The organism is Xanthobacteraceae bacterium (assembly GCA_019454205.1).
Taxonomy (GTDB): Bacteria; Pseudomonadota; Alphaproteobacteria; order Rhizobiales; family Xanthobacteraceae.
The window spans coordinates 2,912,464-2,932,028 of the sequence record CP075369.1; the positions used below are offsets into that span (position 1 = coordinate 2,912,464).

24 protein-coding genes are annotated in these 19,565 nt (G+C 62.0%); 16 read left to right on the forward strand and 8 right to left on the reverse strand.

Annotated features, from left to right (window positions below; translation table 11 throughout):
• The first annotated feature begins 77 nt into the window (after window positions 1-77).
• Complete coding sequence (locus KF794_14750) at window positions 78-944, forward strand: bile acid:sodium symporter family protein (GenBank protein QYK44986.1); 867 nt, start codon at window positions 78-80, stop codon at window positions 942-944.
• A 71-nt stretch (window positions 945-1,015) separates the two neighbouring features.
• Here KF794_14750 and rho read toward each other — a convergent pair whose 3' ends face one another.
• From rho to hemE, 3 genes are all read right to left on the reverse strand, one after another.
• Complete coding sequence (rho, locus tag KF794_14755; protein QYK44987.1) at window positions 1,016-2,281, reverse strand: transcription termination factor Rho; 1,266 nt, start codon at window positions 2,279-2,281, stop codon at window positions 1,016-1,018.
• A 205-nt stretch (window positions 2,282-2,486) separates the two neighbouring features.
• Window positions 2,487-2,909 (reverse strand): protoporphyrinogen oxidase HemJ, encoded by a 423-nt coding sequence (gene hemJ / locus KF794_14760; GenBank protein ID QYK44988.1) that lies wholly within the window; start codon window positions 2,907-2,909, stop codon window positions 2,487-2,489.
• Between the two features lie 58 nt (window positions 2,910-2,967).
• The gene (gene hemE / locus KF794_14765; GenBank protein QYK44989.1) at window positions 2,968-3,996 is read right to left on the reverse strand and encodes a uroporphyrinogen decarboxylase; all 1,029 of its coding nucleotides are present in this window, start codon (window positions 3,994-3,996) and stop codon (window positions 2,968-2,970) included.
• A gap of 325 nt (window positions 3,997-4,321) precedes the next feature.
• Here hemE and KF794_14770 point away from each other — a divergent pair, with 325 nt between their 5' ends.
• The 5 genes from KF794_14770 to dnaQ are packed head-to-tail and all read left to right on the forward strand — an operon-like array spanning window position 4,322 to window position 7,924.
• A complete protein-coding gene (locus KF794_14770; protein QYK44990.1) occupies window positions 4,322-5,167 on the forward strand; it encodes a kinase/pyrophosphorylase in 846 nt (281 codons plus the stop codon).
• A gap of 8 nt (window positions 5,168-5,175) precedes the next feature.
• Window positions 5,176-5,775 carry a Maf family protein gene (locus KF794_14775; protein QYK46727.1) on the forward strand — a complete coding sequence of 200 codons (600 nt, stop codon included), beginning with the start codon at window positions 5,176-5,178 and terminating at the stop codon, window positions 5,773-5,775.
• Complete coding sequence (locus KF794_14780; protein ID QYK44991.1) at window positions 5,772-6,614, forward strand: shikimate dehydrogenase; 843 nt, start codon at window positions 5,772-5,774, stop codon at window positions 6,612-6,614. Before KF794_14775 ends, KF794_14780 begins: the two co-directional genes overlap by 4 nt.
• Window positions 6,611-7,216: a dephospho-CoA kinase gene (gene coaE, locus KF794_14785; GenBank protein QYK44992.1), complete on the forward strand. Its 606-nt coding sequence runs from the start codon at window positions 6,611-6,613 to the stop codon at window positions 7,214-7,216. Before KF794_14780 ends, coaE begins: the two co-directional genes overlap by 4 nt.
• The gene (gene dnaQ / locus KF794_14790; protein ID QYK44993.1) at window positions 7,217-7,924 is read left to right on the forward strand and encodes a DNA polymerase III subunit epsilon; all 708 of its coding nucleotides are present in this window, start codon (window positions 7,217-7,219) and stop codon (window positions 7,922-7,924) included. It begins immediately after the preceding gene.
• A gap of 9 nt (window positions 7,925-7,933) precedes the next feature.
• Here the strand turns inward: dnaQ and secB are convergent, their stop codons facing one another.
• Window positions 7,934-8,425 (reverse strand): protein-export chaperone SecB, encoded by a 492-nt coding sequence (gene secB / locus KF794_14795; protein QYK44994.1) that lies wholly within the window; start codon window positions 8,423-8,425, stop codon window positions 7,934-7,936.
• A gap of 254 nt (window positions 8,426-8,679) precedes the next feature.
• Between secB and KF794_14800 the strand changes: the two genes are divergently transcribed.
• The 3 genes from KF794_14800 to KF794_14810 are packed head-to-tail and all read left to right on the forward strand — an operon-like array spanning window position 8,680 to window position 11,274.
• Window positions 8,680-9,396 (forward strand): Tim44 domain-containing protein, encoded by a 717-nt coding sequence (locus KF794_14800; GenBank protein ID QYK44995.1) that lies wholly within the window; start codon window positions 8,680-8,682, stop codon window positions 9,394-9,396.
• A 4-nt stretch (window positions 9,397-9,400) separates the two neighbouring features.
• A complete protein-coding gene (locus KF794_14805; GenBank protein QYK44996.1) occupies window positions 9,401-10,720 on the forward strand; it encodes a murein transglycosylase A in 1,320 nt (439 codons plus the stop codon).
• Window positions 10,717-11,274, forward strand: a complete 558-nt coding sequence (locus tag KF794_14810) for a Smr/MutS family protein (GenBank protein QYK44997.1) — start codon at window positions 10,717-10,719, stop codon at window positions 11,272-11,274. The genes KF794_14805 and KF794_14810 overlap by 4 nt, the downstream gene beginning before the upstream one ends.
• A gap of 11 nt (window positions 11,275-11,285) precedes the next feature.
• Here KF794_14810 and hslU read toward each other — a convergent pair whose 3' ends face one another.
• Genes hslU through hslV form a run of 3 tightly spaced genes read right to left on the reverse strand, consistent with a single transcriptional unit; the run spans window position 11,286 to window position 13,762 of the window.
• Complete coding sequence (gene hslU, locus KF794_14815) at window positions 11,286-12,596, reverse strand: ATP-dependent protease ATPase subunit HslU (GenBank protein QYK44998.1); 1,311 nt, start codon at window positions 12,594-12,596, stop codon at window positions 11,286-11,288.
• Window positions 12,597-12,608: 12 nt separating this feature from the next.
• On the reverse strand, window positions 12,609-13,211 hold the full coding sequence (locus tag KF794_14820) for a DUF2585 domain-containing protein (GenBank protein ID QYK46728.1): 603 nt from the start codon (window positions 13,209-13,211) through the stop codon (window positions 12,609-12,611).
• Window positions 13,211-13,762, reverse strand: coding sequence for an ATP-dependent protease subunit HslV (hslV, locus tag KF794_14825; GenBank protein ID QYK44999.1), 552 nt, complete (start codon window positions 13,760-13,762; stop codon window positions 13,211-13,213). Before hslV ends, KF794_14820 begins: the two co-directional genes overlap by 1 nt.
• 133 nt (window positions 13,763-13,895) lie before the next feature.
• Between hslV and hisB the strand changes: the two genes are divergently transcribed.
• From hisB to coaA, 7 genes are read left to right on the forward strand one after another with little or no spacing between them, the layout of a single operon-like run.
• Entirely contained in the window at window positions 13,896-14,489 is a 594-nt protein-coding gene (gene hisB / locus KF794_14830; GenBank protein ID QYK45000.1) for an imidazoleglycerol-phosphate dehydratase HisB, read from the forward strand.
• A 17-nt stretch (window positions 14,490-14,506) separates the two neighbouring features.
• Window positions 14,507-15,031, forward strand: coding sequence for a DUF2628 domain-containing protein (locus KF794_14835; protein QYK45001.1), 525 nt, complete (start codon window positions 14,507-14,509; stop codon window positions 15,029-15,031).
• A complete protein-coding gene (gene hisH, locus KF794_14840) occupies window positions 15,028-15,678 on the forward strand; it encodes an imidazole glycerol phosphate synthase subunit HisH (GenBank protein ID QYK45002.1) in 651 nt (216 codons plus the stop codon). Before KF794_14835 ends, hisH begins: the two co-directional genes overlap by 4 nt.
• Window positions 15,666-16,403, forward strand: a complete 738-nt coding sequence (gene hisA, locus KF794_14845) for a 1-(5-phosphoribosyl)-5-[(5-phosphoribosylamino)methylideneamino]imidazole-4-carboxamide isomerase (GenBank protein ID QYK45003.1) — start codon at window positions 15,666-15,668, stop codon at window positions 16,401-16,403. The genes hisH and hisA overlap by 13 nt, the downstream gene beginning before the upstream one ends.
• Window positions 16,404-16,405: 2 nt before the next feature.
• Window positions 16,406-17,182, forward strand: coding sequence for an imidazole glycerol phosphate synthase subunit HisF (gene hisF / locus KF794_14850; GenBank protein QYK45004.1), 777 nt, complete (start codon window positions 16,406-16,408; stop codon window positions 17,180-17,182).
• Window positions 17,183-17,194: 12 nt separating this feature from the next.
• A complete protein-coding gene (locus KF794_14855; protein QYK45005.1) occupies window positions 17,195-17,515 on the forward strand; it encodes a phosphoribosyl-ATP diphosphatase in 321 nt (106 codons plus the stop codon).
• A 38-nt stretch (window positions 17,516-17,553) separates the two neighbouring features.
• On the forward strand, window positions 17,554-18,507 hold the full coding sequence (gene coaA / locus KF794_14860) for a type I pantothenate kinase (GenBank protein QYK45006.1): 954 nt from the start codon (window positions 17,554-17,556) through the stop codon (window positions 18,505-18,507).
• Between the two features lie 9 nt (window positions 18,508-18,516).
• Here the strand turns inward: coaA and KF794_14865 are convergent, their stop codons facing one another.
• Window positions 18,517-19,497: a GNAT family N-acetyltransferase gene (locus KF794_14865; protein ID QYK45007.1), complete on the reverse strand. Its 981-nt coding sequence runs from the start codon at window positions 19,495-19,497 to the stop codon at window positions 18,517-18,519.
• Window positions 19,498-19,565: the final 68 nt, after the last annotated feature.

The window sequence follows — 19,565 nt, forward strand, 5'->3', positions numbered from 1 at the left end:
TTACTGCACTGCGGATTGCTTCGCATTCGTGCTTTCCATAGCTTGCTGCCAGCAACAAATTCGCGGGGGCGAACGTCATGCAAGCATCCATCCTGACCGACCTGCTGCTGCCGGTCGCGCTCGGCATCATCATGTTCGGGCTTGGCCTGAGCCTCACGCTCGAAGACTTCAAGCGCGTCGCGCGCTATCCGCTCGCCGTCAGCTTCGGGCTGCTGTTGCAGGTCGTGATCCTGCCGTTCGCGGCTTTTGCCATTGCGGTCGCGCTGAAACTCTCGCCCAACCATGCGATCGGCCTGATGCTGCTCGCGGCTTCTCCGGGTGGGGCGACCGCAAACATCTACAGCCATCTTGCGAAGGGCGATGTTGCGCTCAACATCACGCTGACGGCCGTGAACAGCATCCTGTGTTTGATCTCGCTGCCGATCGTGCTGAACCTCTCGCTCGACTACTTCCTCGGCGCAGGCCAATACGTGCCGCCGCCGCTCAGGAAAATCATCGAGGTCGGCGCGATCATTCTGGTGCCGGTGATCATCGGCATGTTCGTCCGCTCGCGTTCGGCAGCTTTCGCGCAGAAGGCCGAGAAGCCGATCAAGCTGTTCTCCGTCCTGATCCTCGGCATATTGATCCTCGCAGCGATCTGGCTGGAGCGCCGCACGCTCCTCGACAGCATCATCGCGGTCGGCCTCGCCTGCATCCTGTTCAACCTGGTCAGCATGGCGTCGGGATATTTCCTGCCGCGTGCGCTGAACCTGCCCGACAGGCAGGCAACCGCGATTGCCATGGAGATCGGCGTCCACAACACCGCGCTCGCGATCTACATCGCGCTCAACGTGCTGAACAACTCCGCCGCATCCATCGTGCCGGGCGTCTACACGCTGGCGATGTATGCCTCGGCGACCGCCTTTGCGATTTATTCTGCGCGGAGAATGCGCCAAGGCGCATAGCCATTCCGGCAACCAAATAAAAAAAGCCCGGTGTTTCCACCGGGCTTTTTTTTTCTGCGTTCGAGAGCGGCTTAGGTATTCATGCTCTCGAAGAAGTCGCCGTTGTTCTTGGTCTGCTTCAGCTTGTCGATAAGGAACTCGATCGCATCGACCGTGCCCATCGGGTTGAGGATGCGGCGCAGCACATACATCTTCTTGAGCTGATCCGGCGGCACCAGCAGTTCTTCCTTGCGCGTGCCGGAGCGCGTGATGTCCATGGCCGGGAACACGCGCTTGTCCGAAACCTTGCGGTCGAGGATGATTTCCGAGTTACCCGTGCCCTTGAATTCCTCGAAGATCACTTCGTCCATGCGCGAGCCGGTGTCGATCAGCGCGGTCGCGATGATGGTGAGCGAGCCGCCTTCCTCGATGTTACGCGCGGCGCCGAAGAAGCGCTTCGGACGCTGCAACGCATTGGCGTCGACGCCGCCCGTCAGCACCTTGCCCGACGAGGGGACGACGGTGTTGTAGGCGCGGCCAAGACGCGTGATGGAGTCGAGCAGGATCACCACGTCGCGGCCGTGTTCGACCAGGCGCTTGGCTTTCTCGATCACCATTTCCGCGACCTGCACGTGCCGCGTCGCCGGCTCGTCGAAGGTCGAGGACACGACCTCGCCCTTCACCGAGCGCTGCATGTCGGTGACTTCCTCCGGGCGCTCGTCGATCAGCAACACGATCAGGTAGCACTCCGGGTGATTGCTGGTGATCGAGTGCGCGATGTTCTGCAGCAGCACGGTTTTACCCGTGCGTGGCGGCGCGACGATCAGACCGCGCTGGCCTTTACCCAGCGGAGCGACGATATCGATGATGCGCGCGGAATTGTCTTTCCGCGTCGGGTCGTCGATTTCCATCTTCAGCCGCTCGTCGGGATAGAGCGGCGTCAGGTTGTCGAAGTGCACCTTGTGGCGTGCTTTCTCCGGGTCTTCGAAGTTGATCGTGTTGACCTTGAGCAGCGCGAAATAGCGCTCGCCATCTTTCGGCGAACGGATGTGGCCTTCGACCGTATCGCCGGAGCGCAGCGAGAAGCGCCGGATCTGCGACGGCGAAATGTAGATGTCGTCCGGGCCGGCGAGATAATTCGCGTCCGGCGAACGCAGGAAGCCGAAGCCGTCCTGCAACACTTCGACGACGCCTTCGCCGACGATGTCGACTTCCTTGGCGGCGTATTGTTTGAGGATCGCAAACATCAGCTCCTGCTTGCGCAGCGTGCTGGCGTTCTCGACCTGTAGTTCCTCCGCGACTGCGAGCAGCTCGACGGGGGATTTGGCTTTGAGTTCCTGGAGTTTGATTTCCCGCATGGGGATATACCTCTTCGGCGGTCAACGCCGCCGTCATTGCAGTCGGGGGATGTGCAGGTCTGCCGGGATTAGGGGAGGGATTTTTGCCCGGAGCCGCGGCCGGAATGCGAAACATGCCCGGCGGGAGCGGAAAGCCTGCTTGTGTAGGAAGGCAGCCGGAAAATAGGGAAAACGGGGCGGCCGCGCAAGTCCGGAAAACTGGCCCTCAGAACGGGCGGACGATCACCAGAATAACGATGCCGATCATGAGCAGTGTCGGGACTTCGTTCGCGATCCGGTAAAACCGTTCGGGGCGTTCGTTCGTATCGGCGGCGAACTGTTTGACCCAGCGCGACAGCATGCCGTGCATGCCCGACAGCACGATCACGAGCAGCAGCTTGCCGTGCATCCACCCCTGCCGCCACGCGCCGCTTTCGTAGAGCAGGTAGAGGCCTGTCAGCCAGGTCAGGATCATGGCGGGTAACGCGATCAGCTTGAGGAGCCGCATCTCCATCAGCTTGAAGGTTTCCGACTGGATCGAGCCGCGCTGCGCCGCGCAGTGATAGACCATCAGGCGCGGCAGGTAGAGCATCGCCGCCATCCACGAGATGACCGCGATGACGTGCAGGGCCTTGATCCAGAGATACATGCTCAGATTCTTTCCTGGCGCATGATCTGATCCGAAAACCGATTCCCACTTTTCGGAATCATGCACGCCTCACCCTTGCGATCATCCGCTCCACGTTCTCGACCGGCGTTTCCTTCCGGATGCCGTGGCCGAGATTGAAGATGTGCCGCGTTCCCCGCAAATCCGCCAACACATTATCGACAGACTTATCCAACGCTTCACCTCCGGCAATCAGCGCCAAAGGGTCGAGATTTCCTTGCAGCGCGAGCTTCTCCCCGAAGTTCACAGCCATTTCCTTGCGATCCGTAATCCAGTCGAAACCGACTGCCGTTGCCTGCGCCGCCTCGGCAACCTTCTTTGTGTTCGCAAGCGACGCGCCTTTCGGAAACACGATGATCTTCGCGCCGGGTACCTCCGCGCGAACCAGCCGCGCGATTTCCGCAACCGGCTTCACGCACCATTTCTCGAACGAAACGGTATCCAGCACGCCTGACCAGGTATCGAAAATCTGCACCACATCGGCGCCCGCGCGAAGCTGACCGATCAGGTGATGCGCGGAAGCCTTCACCAGCCGGTCGATGATTTCCTGAAACAGCGCTTCCTCTTGCATGGCGAGCAGCCGCGCCGGCGCTTGATCTTCGGTACCTCGTCCGGCCACCAGATAGGTCGCAACCGTCCACGGCGCGCCGCAGAAGCCGATCAACGCGGTTTCGCCCGGCAAAGCCGCTTTCGTCTGTGCGAGCGCCTCATAGACACGCTCAACGATATTACGATCCAGCGCTTCGCCGAATCTCGCGAACGACGCGCGATCGTTCACCGGCTCCAGCCGTGGGCCTTCGCCTTCCTCGAACCACAGCTTCGCACCAAGCGCGTACGGAACGATCAGGATATCGGAGAAAATAATCGCCGCATCGAACTGAAAGCGACGGATCGGCTGCAACGTCACTTCGGAAGCAAGTGCGGGATTGAGGCAAAGATCAACGAAGCCGCCGGCCTGCGCACGCGTTGCGCGATATTCGGGAAGATAACGCCCTGCCTGCCGCATCATCCAGAGCGGCGGTACCGCGAACTTCTCGCCGTCCAGAACGCGGAGGAACTTTCCCTTCACGTCGCGATTTCCTTCCCTGAAAAGAATCTTTTCTAGAATCTTTTGTAGAGTCTTATTGACCCCTCGAATCCGTGGACAAACCTTTCCTCCACGGACTTCTCCATCCCTTCAACAATTCACGCAGTTCACAACCGCCTTGAAGCGCGCTCCTGCATGTACTTCCTCATCTTCCATAGCGAATTCCCGTTGTGCACAGACAGGGTCAATTTTGACGCGCGCGAAATAGTTATCCGCCCTGACCGGCCGCTATCCCCGGCCGCCCTTGCGCCGGGCAAAACGGCGTGGCCTTCTCCCCAGCAATTCACAGTTCGATGGATGTTCCGCCGTGACGTCGAAAACGGAAAGCTATTTCCATCTCCACCTCGTTTCCGACGCGACCGGCGAGACGTTGCTGGCGGTCGGCCGCGCGGCCTCGGCGCAATATTCGACCGTTTCGCCGATCGAGCATGTGTATCCGCTGATCCGGAACGTGAAGCAGCTCGAGCCGGTGCTGGCCGATATCGAGGCCCGGCCCGGTATCGTGCTCTATACGCTGGTGGACCCGGTATTGAATGACCGGCTTGAGAGCTTCTGTCAGGAGAAAAGTATTCCGTGCCTCTCGATTCTAAGCCCCGTATTGAACCTGTTTCAGGCTTATCTCGGAACCGAAACGACCCCGCGCGTGGGCGGCCAGCACATGCTGAATGCCGAATATTTCCGCCGGATCGACGCGCTCAACTACACCCTGATGCATGACGACGGGCAGCACGTGGAAAACCTCGACGAAGCCGACGTGGTGCTGATCGGGATTTCCCGGACCTCGAAAACCCCGACCAGCATTTATCTCGCGAACCGCGGCATCAAGACCGCGAACGTGCCCCTCGTGCCGGGGATCGAGCCGCCGTCCGAACTCGACCATATAAAGAAGCCGCTGGTGGTCGGGCTGATCGCCAGCCCGGAGCGCATCGTCCAGATCCGCCAGAACCGTCTGCTCGGCCTGAACGCGCATCAGGCCGACTCGAATTATGTGGACCGCCACTCGGTGTCCGATGAGATCGCACTCTCGAAAAAACTCTGCGCGGCCCACAACTGGCCGATCATCGATGTGACGCGCCGCTCCATCGAGGAAACCGCCGCCGCGGTGATCTCGTTGTTGCAGGATCGCCGCCGCGAAGGCGCACCCACGACATGACGCTCTGGATCGCAGAACCGCTGGTGCTTGCCTCCAAAAGCGCGCCGCGCCGCATGCTGCTCGAAGCGGCGGGGATTCCGCTCGTGATTGATCCCGCCGACATCGACGAACGCGCAGCCGAAGCGGCTTCGCCGCGGGAAGCAGCGAAGCCCGACGGCGCGGCACTTCTGCTCGCACGCGAAAAGGCGCGCGAAACCTCGCGGCGGCAAAAAGGAAAACTCGTGCTTGGCGCGGACCAGACGCTTGCGCTCGGCGAGCGCCGCTATTCCAAACCGAAATCGCTCGACGGCGCGCGCGAGCAATTACTTTCACTCTCCGGCAAGACCCACGCGCTTCACTCCGGGATTGCGCTGGTGCGCGACGGCGACGTGGTGTTTGAAACCGTCTCCACGGCGCACCTCACCATACATGCGATGAGCGGCAATTTTCTCGATGCCTATCTCGCGAGCTCGGGCGAGCGTGTGATGTCGAGCGTCGGCGGTTATCAGCTGGAGAGTTTCGGTGTGCATCTCTTCGAGAAGATCGAAGGCGATCACTTCACGATTCTCGGCATGCCCTTGCTGCCGCTGCTCGCCTATTGCCGCAAGGCCGGGCTGGTCGTGTCGTGACGAAACGCGCCTGCGTCATCGGGTATCCCATCGCGCATTCGCGCTCTCCGCTGATTCATAACTACTGGCTGAAGCAGCACGGCATCGACGGCGAATATGTGCGCCATGAAGTGAAGCCGGACGAGATTGATGCGTTTCTCCGGAATTTTTCCTCGAGCGGATTTGCCGGCTGTAACGTAACCATTCCGCACAAGGAAGCCGCAGCAAGGCACGCAATCGAATCGACGCCTGTCGTGCGCGCGCTTGGCGTCGCGAATACGTTGTGGCTCGATAACGGAATGCTGCGCGCCGACAATACCGACGTGCGTGGCTTCCTCGCACATCTCGAAGACTCGCTTCCCGGCTGGGCGAAGCAAACCACACATGCCGTTATTCTCGGCGCGGGCGGCGCGGCCCGCGCCGTGGCCTACGGCTTGAAGGAAAGCGGCGTCGAAAAGCTGACCATCGTAAACCGTTCGCGCGAGCGCGCGGAGCAACTGGTTCGCGAAATAAAAATCGAAGCGAACATCGCAAACTCCAACGATGTTGAAGCATCGCTTTTCTCCGCGGATCTTCTCGTCAACACGACTTCGCTTGGCATGAAGGGCCAGCCGCCGCTCGAAATAAATCTTTCTTCAATGAAAAAAACTGCTGCCGTCTATGATCTCGTCTATGCGCCGCTCGAAACCGCGCTGCTTAGTCAGGCGAGGGAACGCGGACTGAAGGCAATCGACGGCCTTGGCATGTTGCTGCACCAGGCGGTGCCCGGCTTCGAAAAATGGTTCGGCGTATTGCCGCAAGTGACGAAAGAACTGCGCGCGCTCATCGTCGCCGACCTCGAAAAAGACGCCCCCAGATGAAGATTCTCGGCCTCACCGGCTCCATCGGCATGGGCAAAAGCACGACCGCACAGATGTTTTCGGAAGCAGGCGTGCCGGTGTTCGACGCCGATGCCGCCGTGCACGAACTCTATAAAGGAGAGGCCGCGCCGCTGATCGAGGCGGCATTCCCCGGCACGACGAACAACGGTGCGGTGGACCGCGAAGCGCTCTCGAAGCAGGTTGTCGGCAAGCCCGCCGAACTCACGCGCCTCGAAAAGATCGTGCATCCGCTGGTCGGGAAGCTGCGCGCGCAATTCATGGAACAGGCAAAAGCGGGCGGCGCAAAGGCCGTGCTGCTCGACATCCCGCTGCTGTTTGAAACCGGCGATCCCTCGAAGTTCGACGCGGTCGTGGTGGTGAGTGCGCCGGAAGCCGTGCAGCGGGCACGCGTTCTCGCGCGCCCGGGGATGACGGCGGAAAAGTTCGAGGCCATCCTTGCGCGTCAAACCCCCGATTCGGAAAAACGCGCGCGCGCGGATTTCGTGATCGACACGGGGCAGGGACTCGAATTCGCCCGAAACCGGGTGAATGAAGTGCTCTCGGAAGTGTTGCGTCCCGGCTGGCGCAAGAAGGAAAACTAGATGCGCGAAATCGTATTCGATACGGAAACCACCGGCTTCGACCCGGCGACCGGCGACCGCATCGTCGAGATCGGTTGCGTCGAATTGCTTAACCGCATTCCCACCGGCGCGACCTTTCACGCCTACATCAACCCCGAACGCGACATGCCCCCGCAGGCCGAGGCGGTGCACGGCCTGAGCGAGGAGTTTCTCTCCGACAAGCCAGTCTTCGCCGAAGTCGCGGAAAAGTTTCTGGAGTTCATCGGCGACGCGAAACTCATCGCGCACAACGCCGGATTCGACATGACCTTCATCGAATACGAATTGAAGAAGTGTGGACTACCCGTGCCCTCGCGCGACCGCGTGATCGACACGCTGGCGCTTGCGCGCCGCAAGCATCCCGGCGGCGGCAACAAGCTCGACGATCTCTGCGCGCGTTACGGTATCGACAATTCGCGCCGTACCAAGCACGGCGCGCTGCTCGACGCCGAGTTGCTTGCGGAAGTTTATGCGGAATTGAACGGCGGCCGTCAGGCCGGCTTCAATCTGGTCGAGGAAGTCCGCATTACGCAGACGACGGCCGTGGTGTCTACGTCTGCGCGTCGTGCGGCGCGAGAATCGAAACTCTCGAATGCGGAAGCCGAAGCGCACGCGAATTTCATCGGCGGCCTTGGCGAGAAGGCGGTCTGGCTCGATTATCTGGACGGCGCGAAGAAGACCGCGCGCTGATTTTCAGATTTACGAAGGCTTTGCTGCGCCGGGAGCGCCGGCGGCCCCAACCATCTTGGCCTGATACAGCGCGCCGAAATCCACCGGCTGCAGCATGATCGGCGGGAAGCCACCGCTGGACACCGACTCCGCCACGATCTGCCGCACGAACGGGAAAAGCTGCCGCGGACATTCGATCAGCACCAGCGGCTGCACGTTTTCCTTCGGCACATTGCTCAGGCGGAATACGCCCGCATAAACCAGTTCGAGCACGAACAGCACACGCTTCGCGGTCTTGTCCTCGGCCTTCACCTCGACGCTCAGCTCGACCTCGAAATCGTTCTCGGCGAGCGCCTTGGCGTTCACGTTGATTTGAATGTCGATGGCCGGCTGCTGCTGCGGCGGTGCCATCAGCGATTGCGGCGCGTTCGGATTCTCGAAGGAGAGATCCTTCACATATTGTCCGAGGATCAAGAGGCCGGGAGCCTTGGTCTCGCCGGAACCGCCGTTCTGTCCGCTCATCGTATCCATCCGCTGTGGCGCTTGCGTGCCGCGCCGGGTGAGGGCGGGTCGCTACCATGCGGCCCGATGGGGCACAAGAAAGCCCCTTTCCTGCGAAATACAGTCTGTTGGCGCGGCAAGGGGGATCGTTTACGCTCCCCGTTGGTTATGCCGCAGGGTTGAAACGCAGCCTGAGGCTGGAAACCGTTGCGAAAACCCCCATATTCCGGCGGGAAAGCGCGAACCAGGGCCGCTTTGGCGGGATCGATAAAGCGATGAACGGCGTCTTCGACATCTACACGATCATCTTCCTCGCCCTGGCGGTATTCATCTTCCTGCGCTTGCGCAGCGTGCTGGGTACACGAACCGGCCGCGAGCGCCCGCCCTACGACCCGTATTCCGCGCGCGAAACGGTCAAACCGGCGACTGCGCCGGATAAGCCGATTCCTTCGCCGCGCACCGAAGAAACCGCGGCCCGCCGTGAAACCGAGCGCGAACCCATCACCGGCGACCGCTGGGCCGGCATTGCCGCCGCGGGTACGCCGCTCGCGGCCGGTCTCAGCGCCATCGCTGCCGTCGATCGCAGCTTCGACGCAAAATCCTTCCTCGAAGGCGCGAAGGGTGCGTACGAACTGATCGTCACTTCGTTTGCGCAGGGCGACCGCAAGACGTTGCGCAACCTGCTTGGCAAGGACCTGTTCGAAGAATTCGCCGCCGCGCTCAACGATCGCGAAGCGAAGGGACAGAAGATGGAAACCCGCTTCGTCTCGCTCGACAAGGCGGAACTGACGAATGCCGTGCTCGAAGGCCGCGAGGCGCAGGTGACGGTCAGCTTCGTTGCGACCCTCGTCTCGATCACGCGCGACAAGGACGGCAACATCGTCGACGGCAGCGCCGACGGCCTGACCGAAACCGCCGATGTGTGGACGTTCGCGCGCGACGTAACCGCCGCGGATCCGAACTGGAAGCTCGTCGAGAACGAAGCGCCGTAATCGCATGGCGCCGGTCGCGGCCAAGCGCAGTCTTCTTCTTTCCCTACTTCTGCTCGCGGGCGGTGCCATGTCGGCCGCCGCGCATCCCAACGTGCTCGGTTTCGCCGACGCCGAATATCAGTTTGTCTCCTTCTCCGAACTGAACGGCTGGGCCGAGGACGATCACACGCAGGTCTTCGCGGGCTTTCGCAAAAGTTGCGAAAGAATTCTCAAAGGCCGCGACCAGCCCGGCGACCGGCCAATGGAAAAAGCGCTGCGCGCGGTGTGTCCGCGCGCGCTGGCCGTGCCGAAGGAAGCGGACGCGGCCACGATAAAAAAGTTTCTCGAAGAAAACTTTCGGCCCGTGCTGATCTCGAAACTCGGCGAGGGCACCGGCTTGCTTACCGGCTATTACGAACCCGAAGTCGAGGGCAGCCGCGAGCTGACGAAAGGTTTTACGTATCCGCTCTATCGCCGCCCGCCGGAATTGATTTCGAAAGCACGTCTTGGTTTGCGCAACTTCCGCCCCGGCTTTCCCAGCACGGCAGGAGCAGGCCATCGCGTGAACGGCAAGTTCACGGACTATCACGACCGCGCTGCGATCGAGGATGGCGCGCTTGCGAACCGCGGCCTCGAAATCGTCTGGCTACGCGACCCGGCGGAAGCCTTCTTCATCCAGATTCAAGGCTCGGCTCGCATTCGCCTGACCGACGGCACCATGATGCGCGTGAACTATTCCGCGCATAACGGTCATCCCTATACGGCCATCGGCCGCCCGCTGGTGGAGAAGGGCATCCTGCTTCGCGAAGAACTCTCGATGGAAAACATCCGCATGTTCATCGCGGAGAATCCGGAAGAAGGCCGCGAACTGATGCGCATGAACCGCGCCTTCACGTTCTTTCGCGTGATCGACAACCTGCCGCCGGAATCGGAAGCAGTTGGCGCGCAAGGCATTCCACTGGTGAAGGATCGCTCGATCGCGGTCGATCAAAAGCTGCACGTCTACGGTTCGCTGTTCTGGATCGAATCGAGCCTGCATTTCGAGAACACGAAGCAGCCGCAGGCGTTCAATCACCTGATGGTCGCGCAGGATACCGGCTCGGCGATTCTCGGTGTTGCGCGTGCCGATATTTATTTCGGCGGCGGCGCGGAAGCCGGTGCGCGCGCGGGCCGCATCCGCAATCCGGGGAAATTTTTTCTTCTCGTTCCGAACGAGATCGACCCGGTGAAGATCGCGGCGAGCGAGAATATTCCCGAACCTGAACCGCGCCCGAAATCGGAGAAAGAAGAAAAGAAAGAACCGCCGAAGGCACAAGCGCAGCCGAAAGGCGCGAAGAAAAAATGAGCGGCGGCGGGAAAAAACGCGGGCTTAGCGGCGAGGACCGCTCGCTCTGGGAAGAGATCGCGAAATCCATCAAGCCGTTGCCCGGCCGCCGCACCAAGATCGGCGACGAACCTGAAGCGCTGAGCGTTGATGATCAAACCAGAAAGGGCGCGTACAAGCCGCCGCGTCCGCTCGTGCGCGTGGAGCCGAAAGCGCCGCCGCAACCGCCGCTTGCTCCCATCGACCGCCGCCTCAAGCAACGCTTGTCCCGCGGCAGCGCGGAGATTGATGCGCGCCTCGATCTGCATGGCCACACGCAGGCGGAAGCAAAGACGCGGCTGCACCGCTTTCTCGAAACCGCGCAGACGCGCGGGCACGCGCTGGTGCTGGTGATTACCGGCAAGGGCAAACGCGACAGCGATGGCTGGTCTAGCGAAGGCGGCGTGCTGAAACGACAGGTGCCGCTATGGCTTTCGCTGCCGGAATTCCGCCCGCTGGTCGTGGGTTTCGAGCAGTCGGCGCAGCAGCACGGCGGTGCCGGTGCGCTCTATGTGCGCGTCCGCCGCCGCCGGTAACTACCGCTTCCTCAGAGAATGTAGCGCGAAAGATCGGCGTCCTTCGCGAGGTCGGCCACGCGCTTCTTCACGTAAGCGCCGTCAATCGTGATCTTCTCGCCGGACTTGTCCGGTGCGGTGAAGCTGATTTCGTCGAGCACGCGCTCGATCACGGTCTGCAATCGCCGCGCGCCGATGTTCTCGAGGCTTGCATTCACCTCTACCGCCACGTCGGCGAGCGCATCGATGGCGTCGTCGGTGAAGACGAGTTCGACCTCCTCGGTCTTCAGCAGCGCAACCGACTGCTTGATCAGGCTCGCTTCCGTCTCGATCAGGATGCGGCGGAAGTCCTCGCGGGTCAGCGGCTCCAGCTCCACGCGGATCGGCAGGCGGCCCTGCAATTCGGGGAGCAGGTCTGACGGCTTCGCCACATGGAACGCGCCGGATGCGATGAACAGGATGTGGTCCGATTTCACCGGACCATACTTCGTGTTCACGGTGGTGCCTTCGATCAGCGGCAGCAGGTCGCGTTGCACGCCTTCGCGCGAAACGTCGCCGCGCAGTCCCTCGCGCGCGCAGATCTTGTCGATCTCGTCGAGGAACACGATGCCGTTGTTCTCGACGTTGCGGATCGCTTCCTGCACGACCGAATCCTGATCCAGCAGCTTGTCCGACTCTTCGGCGAGCAGCAGCGGATGCGCCTCTTTCACGGTGACGCGCCGCGTCTTCGGCTTGCCGCCGAAGGCCTTGCCGAAAATGTCGCCGATGTTGATGGCACCCATCTGCGCGCCGGGCATGCCCGGAATATCGATCATCGGCATCTGCGGATTGCCGCCGCCGGATTGCAATTCGACTTCGATCTCTTTGTCGTCGAGTTCGCCCGCAAGCAGACGCTTGCGGAAGCTGTCGCGCGTCATCGGGCTGGAGCCGGGACCGACCAGCGCGTCGAGCACGCGTTCGACTGCGTGCAGATGCGCGCGCGCTTCCACGTCGCGGCGCTTGGTCTCGCGGGTCAGTGAAATGCCGATCTCGACCAGATCGCGCACGATCTGCTCCACGTCGCGGCCGACATAGCCGACTTCCGTAAACTTGGTCGCCTCCACTTTCAGGAAGGGAGCGTTGGCCAGTTTGGCGAGGCGGCGCGAGATTTCGGTTTTCCCCACGCCGGTCGGGCCGATCATCAGGATATTCTTCGGCAGCACTTCCTCGCGCAGCTTGTCGTCGAGTTGCAGCCGCCGCCAGCGGTTGCGCAAAGCAATCGCGACCGCGCGCTTGGCGTCGTGCTGGCCGACGATGAAGCGGTCCAGTTCGGAAACGATCTCGCGGGGCGAAAAATCGGACATGGATACTCTGGGTTACTGGCCGATGGCGGTTTGCCACGCCTTGATGGATTCGAAGGGGTGAATGAACATCACGATGTTCAGCGTGAGATTATCGCGGATGACATAGGCAGCCGTGGCCTCCAGCGCCAGTGCGAGCGCGATGGTGACCAAAACCGGCGCGCGCCAAGCGACGAGGAAACCGAGCGACATCCACACCACGTCCATCACCGAATTGATGATGCTGTCGCCGACATAACCGAGCGACACCGTGTTGTTGCGATAATAGTCGATCACATAGGGCGTGTTCTCGGCCACTTCCCATGCCGCCTCGATGAAGACCGCGAACGCAAAGCGCCACGCGACCGAGGAACGCCGGAACACCGCCCACGCGAAAAAATAGAAAATGAAGCCGTGAACGATGTGCGACGGCGTATACCAGTCGCTCAGATGCTGCGAATTGCCGGGACCGAAGGCGTTACCTTCCCACAGCTTCACGTATCCGCAGGTGCAGATCGGCGAACGGCCGAGCCAGTAGAGCGTCGCTGCTTGCGCTGCCACGATCGCGGCGGCGAGCAGCAGGAATAACCGCGTGCGCCGCGCGGCCTCGTCCCGGTCCGCGGGCGAAGCGGGCGCCATCATCCGATGGTCTCGATGGTGACGTTGCGGTTCGTGTAGATGCAGATGTCGGCGGCGATATCGAGCGCGCGGCGCGCGATCTCCTCGGCGCTGTGCGAGGAATCCGCCAGCGCGCGCGCGGCGGACAACGCATAGGGTCCGCCGGAGCCGATGGCGGCGATGCCGTTCTCCGGCTCCAGCACGTCGCCGGTGCCTGCGATGAGGAGCGAAATGTCCTTGTCGGCGACCAGCATCATCGCTTCCAGCCGGCGCAGGTAGCGGTCGGTGCGCCAGTCCTTCGCCAGTTCGACGCAGGCGCGGGCAAGCTGGCCCTTGTGCTGCTCCAGCTTGGCTTCCAGCCGGTCGAACAGGGTCAGCGCGTCGGCGGTCGCGCCCGCGAAACCGCTGATGACGTCGCCGCCGGAAAGGCGCCGGACCTTCTTGGCGTTCGACTTCATGATGGTGTTGCCGAACGAAACCTGGCCGTCGCCCGCAATCGCGACCTGGCCGCCCTTGCGGACCGTCACGATGGTCGTGGCGTAGAAAATATCGGGTTTATGGGGGGTACTCATGGGTGAAACAGCCTCCGGCCTCTTATCTAGGGCGTGATCGGCGCTCTGCAAACCATCCGGAAAGGTCGTCCCGGCATTGTGTAGCGGCGGCCGACCGAGGCTGCTATGACCCGCGCCTTCCGAGGAGCTTTTCATGCGTACCGGCGAAATCGCCCGCAAAACCAAGGAAACCGAAATTTCGGTGAAGGTTAATCTCGACGGCAAAGGCTCGAGCGAGATTGCGACCGGCATCGGCTTTTTCGACCACATGCTCGACCTGCTGGCGCGGCACTCGCGCATCGACATGGCGGTCAAGGCCAAGGGCGACCTGCACATCGACTATCACCACACGACCGAGGATGTCGGCATCGTGCTTGGTCAGGCGGTGAAGAAGGCGCTCGGCGACATGCGCGGCATCGCGCGCTATGCGAGCCTCTATATGCCGATGGACGAGACGCTGACCCGCGTCGCCATCGACGTTTCCGGCCGCCCGGTGCTGGTGTTCAAGGTCGCCTTCCCGCGCGACAAGATCGGCGAGTTCGATTGCGACCTCGTGCGCGAATTTTTTCAGGCCTTCGCGATGAACGCGGGCGTGACGCTGCATGTCGAGACGCTTTACGGCGACAACGCGCACCACGTCGCGGAAAGCTGCTTCAAGGGTCTGGCGCGGGCGCTCAGGATCGCGTTTTCGATCGATCCCGCGGCCGCCACGGAAATTCCATCGACCAAGGGTAGCTTGGGCGCTTAACCAGCCGGAGCGAAGTTGTGGCCACGTTTCTCGTTTTCGAACCCAAAGACGGCGCGCGCACGCAGGAAGCGGCGGAGCGCGTCGTGTTCGTGCGCGAGAAGTTTTCGTGGCCAGCCTTCATCTTCACGCCGTTCTGGCTGCTGCGCTGGAAACTCTGGTTCGGCTTCCTCCTATGGCTGGTCGCGTTTCTTAGCGTAACCGTGCTTGGCGCGCGTCTGGGTTACGGGCCTTGGGGCGCGGTTGCAGCGTCGATCTTCCCGTCGCTTTACTTCGCGCTCGATGCCGCGAACCTGCGGACACGGAAACTGCTGCGCAGCGGCTATCGCGAAGCCGCTATCATCGACGCGAAAAACGTGGATGCTGCCGAGCGGCATTTCTTCGAGTCGTGGCAATCTTCCACAACGGCGGAGCCATCCGTGCCGCCGCTAAAGACCGACTATCCGTATCCGCCGCAAAGCGCGCCTGTCGTGCAGCCGCAAATCAAAACGGCTTCGACCGAAAGCGGCGTCATCGGCCTGTTCCCCAATCCGGGCGCGCGATGACGGTCGCTGTAATCGATTACGGCTCCGGCAACCTGCACTCGGCGGCGAAGGCGCTGGAACGCGCCGCGCGTGAAGGCGGCACCAACGCGCAGATCATGGTGACGAACGATCCCGATGTGGTGCGCAAGGCGGAGCGCGTCGTGCTGCCCGGCGTCGGTGCGTTTGCCGATTGCAAGCGCGGCCTCGACGAAGTGCCGGGCATGGTCGAGGCGCTCACCGAAGCGGTGAAGAAGGACGGCAAGCCGTTCTTCGGCATCTGCGTCGGCATGCAATTGCTCGCCGAGCGCGGTCTGGAGCATGGCGTGACGGAAGGCCTCGGCTGGGTACGCGGCGAAGTGGATCGCATCGCGCCTTCCGACCCTTCGCTGAAAATCCCGCACATGGGCTGGAACACGCTGAACGAGCAGCGCAAGCATCCGCTGTTCGACGGCGTTGCGCTTGGTCCCAAAGGGCTGCACGCTTACTTCGTGCACTCGTATCACCTGAAACCCGCTGACCGCGCCGACCTCGTCGCCGAAGCCGACTATGCCGGCGCGATCACGGCGGCGGTCGCGCGCGACAACATTGCCGGCTCGCAATTTCATCCCGAGAAAAGCCAGAAGCTCGGACTTGCCCTGCTCGCAAACTTTCTGCGGTGGAAACCGTGATCCTCTTTCCCGCCATCGACCTGAAGAACGGCGAAGCAGTGCGCCTGCAACAAGGCGACATGGCGCGCGCGACGGTGTTCAACTCCAATCCCGCGAAGCAGGCGAAGCTGTTCGAGGAACAGGGCTTCGGATGGCTGCACCTTGTCGATCTTGACGGCGCTTTCGCGGGCAAACCCGTGAACGCACTCGCGGTCGCGCAGATTCTAAAGACCGTGAAAATGCCGGTGCAGCTCGGTGGCGGCATCCGCAACATGAAAACGGTGGAAGCCTGGCTGAGCGAAGGCATCTCCCGCGTCATCATCGGGACCGCGGCGGTGCGCGAACCGGCGTTCGTGAAGGAAGCCGCGCGCAAATATCCGGGCAAGATCGCCATCGGCATCGACGCACGCGGCGGCAAGGTCGCGATTCACGGCTGGGCCGAGGAAACGCAGCTTGAAGCCGTCGAAGTCGCAAAACTGTTCGAGGGCGCGGGCGTCGCCGCGCTGATCTATACCGATGTCGAGCGCGACGGCATGTTGCAGGGTCTCAACCTCGACTCCACCATTGCGTTGGCGGAAGCGGTTTCGATTCCGGTGATTGCGTCGGGCGGCTTCGCGTCCATCAATGACGTGCGTGCGCTGCTGGAGCCGAAAGCGAAAAAGCTCGCGGGCGCGATCGCGGGGCGCGCGCTCTACGACGGACGCATCGACCCGAAAAAAGCGCTCGCACTCCTGAAAAGCGCGTAAGCATGTTCAAGGTCCGCCTCATTCCCTGCCTCGACGTGAAGGATGGTCGAGTCGTCAAAGGCGTGAAGTTCGTGAACCTGCGCGACGCCGGCGATCCGGTGGAAGCCGCGAAAGCCTATGACGCGGCAGGCGCGGACGAGCTTTGTTTCCTCGACATCACCGCAAGCCATGAAGGGCGCGGCACGCTCCTCGATATCGTGCAGCGCACGGCGGAGGCCTGCTTCATGCCCCTCACCGTGGGCGGCGGCGTGCGCACCGTAGAAGACGTACGCGTGCTGCTCGCGTCCGGCGCCGACAAAGTTTCTATCAATACAGCCGCAGTAAATCGCCGCGCGTTTGTCGGCGAGGCGGCCGAGAAATTCGGCGAGCAATGCGTCGTCGTTGCCATCGACGCGAAGAAAGTGTCGAAGGATGGCGAGCCGCCGCGCTGGGAAATCTTCACCCATGGCGGGCGTAATCCGACCGGGCTGGATGCGGTCGAATATGCGCGTGAAGTGGTCTCGTTGGGCGCCGGTGAAATTCTGCTGACCTCGATGGATCGCGACGGCACCAAGATCGGCTACGATGTGCCGCTGACCCGCGCGATTGCCGATGCGGTGCAGGTCCCGGTGATCGCTTCCGGCGGCGTTGGCAATCTCGACCATCTGGTCGAGGGAATCCGCGACGGCCACGCGACTGCGGCCCTTGCCGCCTCGATCTTTCACTTCGGCGAATTCACCATACGGCAGGCCAAGGAACACATGGCCCGCGCCGGACTTCCCGTGCGCCTCGACGCCTGATAAATCCGCCTCATGGCGAACTTCACGCTCGACGACCTCGCGAAAATCATCGCTTCCCGCGCGCAAGAAAGCGCGGAGAAGTCGTATACGCGCAAGCTGCTGGATGCCGGCGTGGAGAAGTGCGCGAAGAAGCTGGGCGAGGAAGCGACCGAAACCGTGATCGCCGCGGCCGCCGGCACGCGCGAGCAAGTGATCGCGGAGAGCGGCGATTTGCTATATCATCTCCTTGTGGTCTTGAAGGCGCGCGGCGTCGAACTGAACGAAATCTATGCGGAGCTGGAACGGCGCACCGCGCAATCCGGCCTCGAAGAAAAAGCGTCGCGCAGCAAGTAAGCCGCGCAACCGGGAACCTGCGTAAAGGCTGAGCCGTCATGGAACAGCGCGTCGAAGACGAAATCTCCCCCTATCTCACTTTCTCAAGAGAAGAGTGGGCCGCGCGGCGCGCCAACACGCCGATGACGCTCACGCAGGACGAGATCGTTCATCTGCAGGCGCTGAACGACCGCCTGTCGATGAAAGAGGTCGAGGAGATTTATCTTCCCATCTCGCGCCTGCTCTCGCTCTATGTCGAAGCGGCACAGGATCTCTTCAACGGCCAGCAGAAATTCCTCGGCGAGTCCGGTGCGAAGATGCCCTACATCATCGGCATCGCCGGATCTGTCGCGGTCGGCAAATCGACCACCGCGCGCGTGCTGCAGGCATTGCTTGCGCGCTGGCCGAACATGCCGAAGGTCGAGCTGCTCACCACCGACGGTTTTCTCTATCCGAACGCGGTGCTCGAAAAAGAAAAGCTGATGGAGCGCAAGGGTTTTCCGGAAAGCTATGACCTGCCCGCGCTGCTACGCTTCCTGCACGACGTGAAAGCAGGCCGCCGCAAGGTGCGCGCGCCGATCTATAGCCACGTCTCCTACGACGTGCTGCCCGGCGAAAGCATCGAGGTCGATCGTCCTGATATTCTCATCGTGGAAGGGTTGAACGTGCTGCAAACGGGACGCCCGCCGAAGGACGGCAAGGCGATTCCTTACGTCTCCGATTTCTTCGACTTCTCGGTCTACATCGACGCCGAGGAGCCGGTGCTGGAGAAGTGGTACGTCAACCGCTTCCGCGCGCTGCGCTCGACTGCGTTCCGTGATCCGCTCTCCTACTTCCACCGCTACTCGCAGGTGACGGACAAAGAGGCGGCGGAAATCGCGCTCGGAATCTGGACCCGGATCAATCTGGTGAACCTGCGTGAGAACATCCTGCCCACGCGCCAGCGCGCCAGCCTGATTCTCAGCAAGGGCGAAGATCACCGCATCGAAGCGGTCGCGCTGCGAAAACTTTAAATCGGATTTTCAGGCTGCGAGTTTCGGCTCGGGCGTCTCGTTGGAGACGCCGAACTTGTCCATGTAGCGCGCATTGATGCCCGCCATCGGCAGCACGATCAGCACATCGGTCGTGCCGAACTGATGGTCGATCACCGCGCCGTCGCCGATGAACGCGCCGAGGCGGAGATAGCCTTTCACCAGCGGCGGCAATTCGCGAAGCGCCTGCTTTTTGTTGATGGCATGCACCGGCATGCGGTTCATCTCGACATGGCGCGAAGGCAGCGCTTGCGCGCGCCACTGTTCCGGCGCACGCGCGAAGTGATGCAGGAACGAAAGCTGGGTCGCCAGCTTGTCCGGGTTCGTGCCCTCAAGGCTCGCGCAGCCGATCAGTACGTCGCAGCGGTGCTGCGCGACGTAATGCGAGATGCCGTGCCAGAGCAGTTCGACCGTGCGCTTGGTGCGATAGGGCGGCAGCACGCAGGAGCGGCCCAGCTCAAGGAAACGAAGATCGGGGCGTCGCGTAATCAGCGAGGCCACGTCGAATTCGGATTGCGTGTAAAAGCCGCCGTGCCGCGCGGCGATTTCCTGACGCAGCAGCCGGTAGGTGCCGACCACGCGCGGGCGGAGCAGGCCGAATACGCTGCGCGGCCATTCGTGATCGACCACGTTCAGGTGGTCGCAGATAGGATCGAAAGCGTCCATGTCACGCCGCGCAAGCAGCGTGGTCTTGTCGGGGATCGCCTGCATTTCCTTGTAGAAGACGTTATAGCGAAGCCGCTGCGCGCTGCGCACTTCATGCGCCTTGTTCGCGAGTCGCACTTCGAGCGCGCCGGCGCGCGCCAGTGGTTCCGTGATTCCGCTCTTTGCTCCGCGCACGCGGATGCCGCCATAGGCGCGCAGGCGTGGGAACAGGATGCGGGAGGTGGAGGCTTCTTCCAGACGGATCATCGTTCGATCTTTCCCCGACTCGACAACGACTGGATCGGCAAGCAATTCGTGAATCGCCATGGGGCAGGCTTACAACATAAGGATTCGACGGCATCGTGACAAACGCCGTCGCCCCGATCCGGTAATCT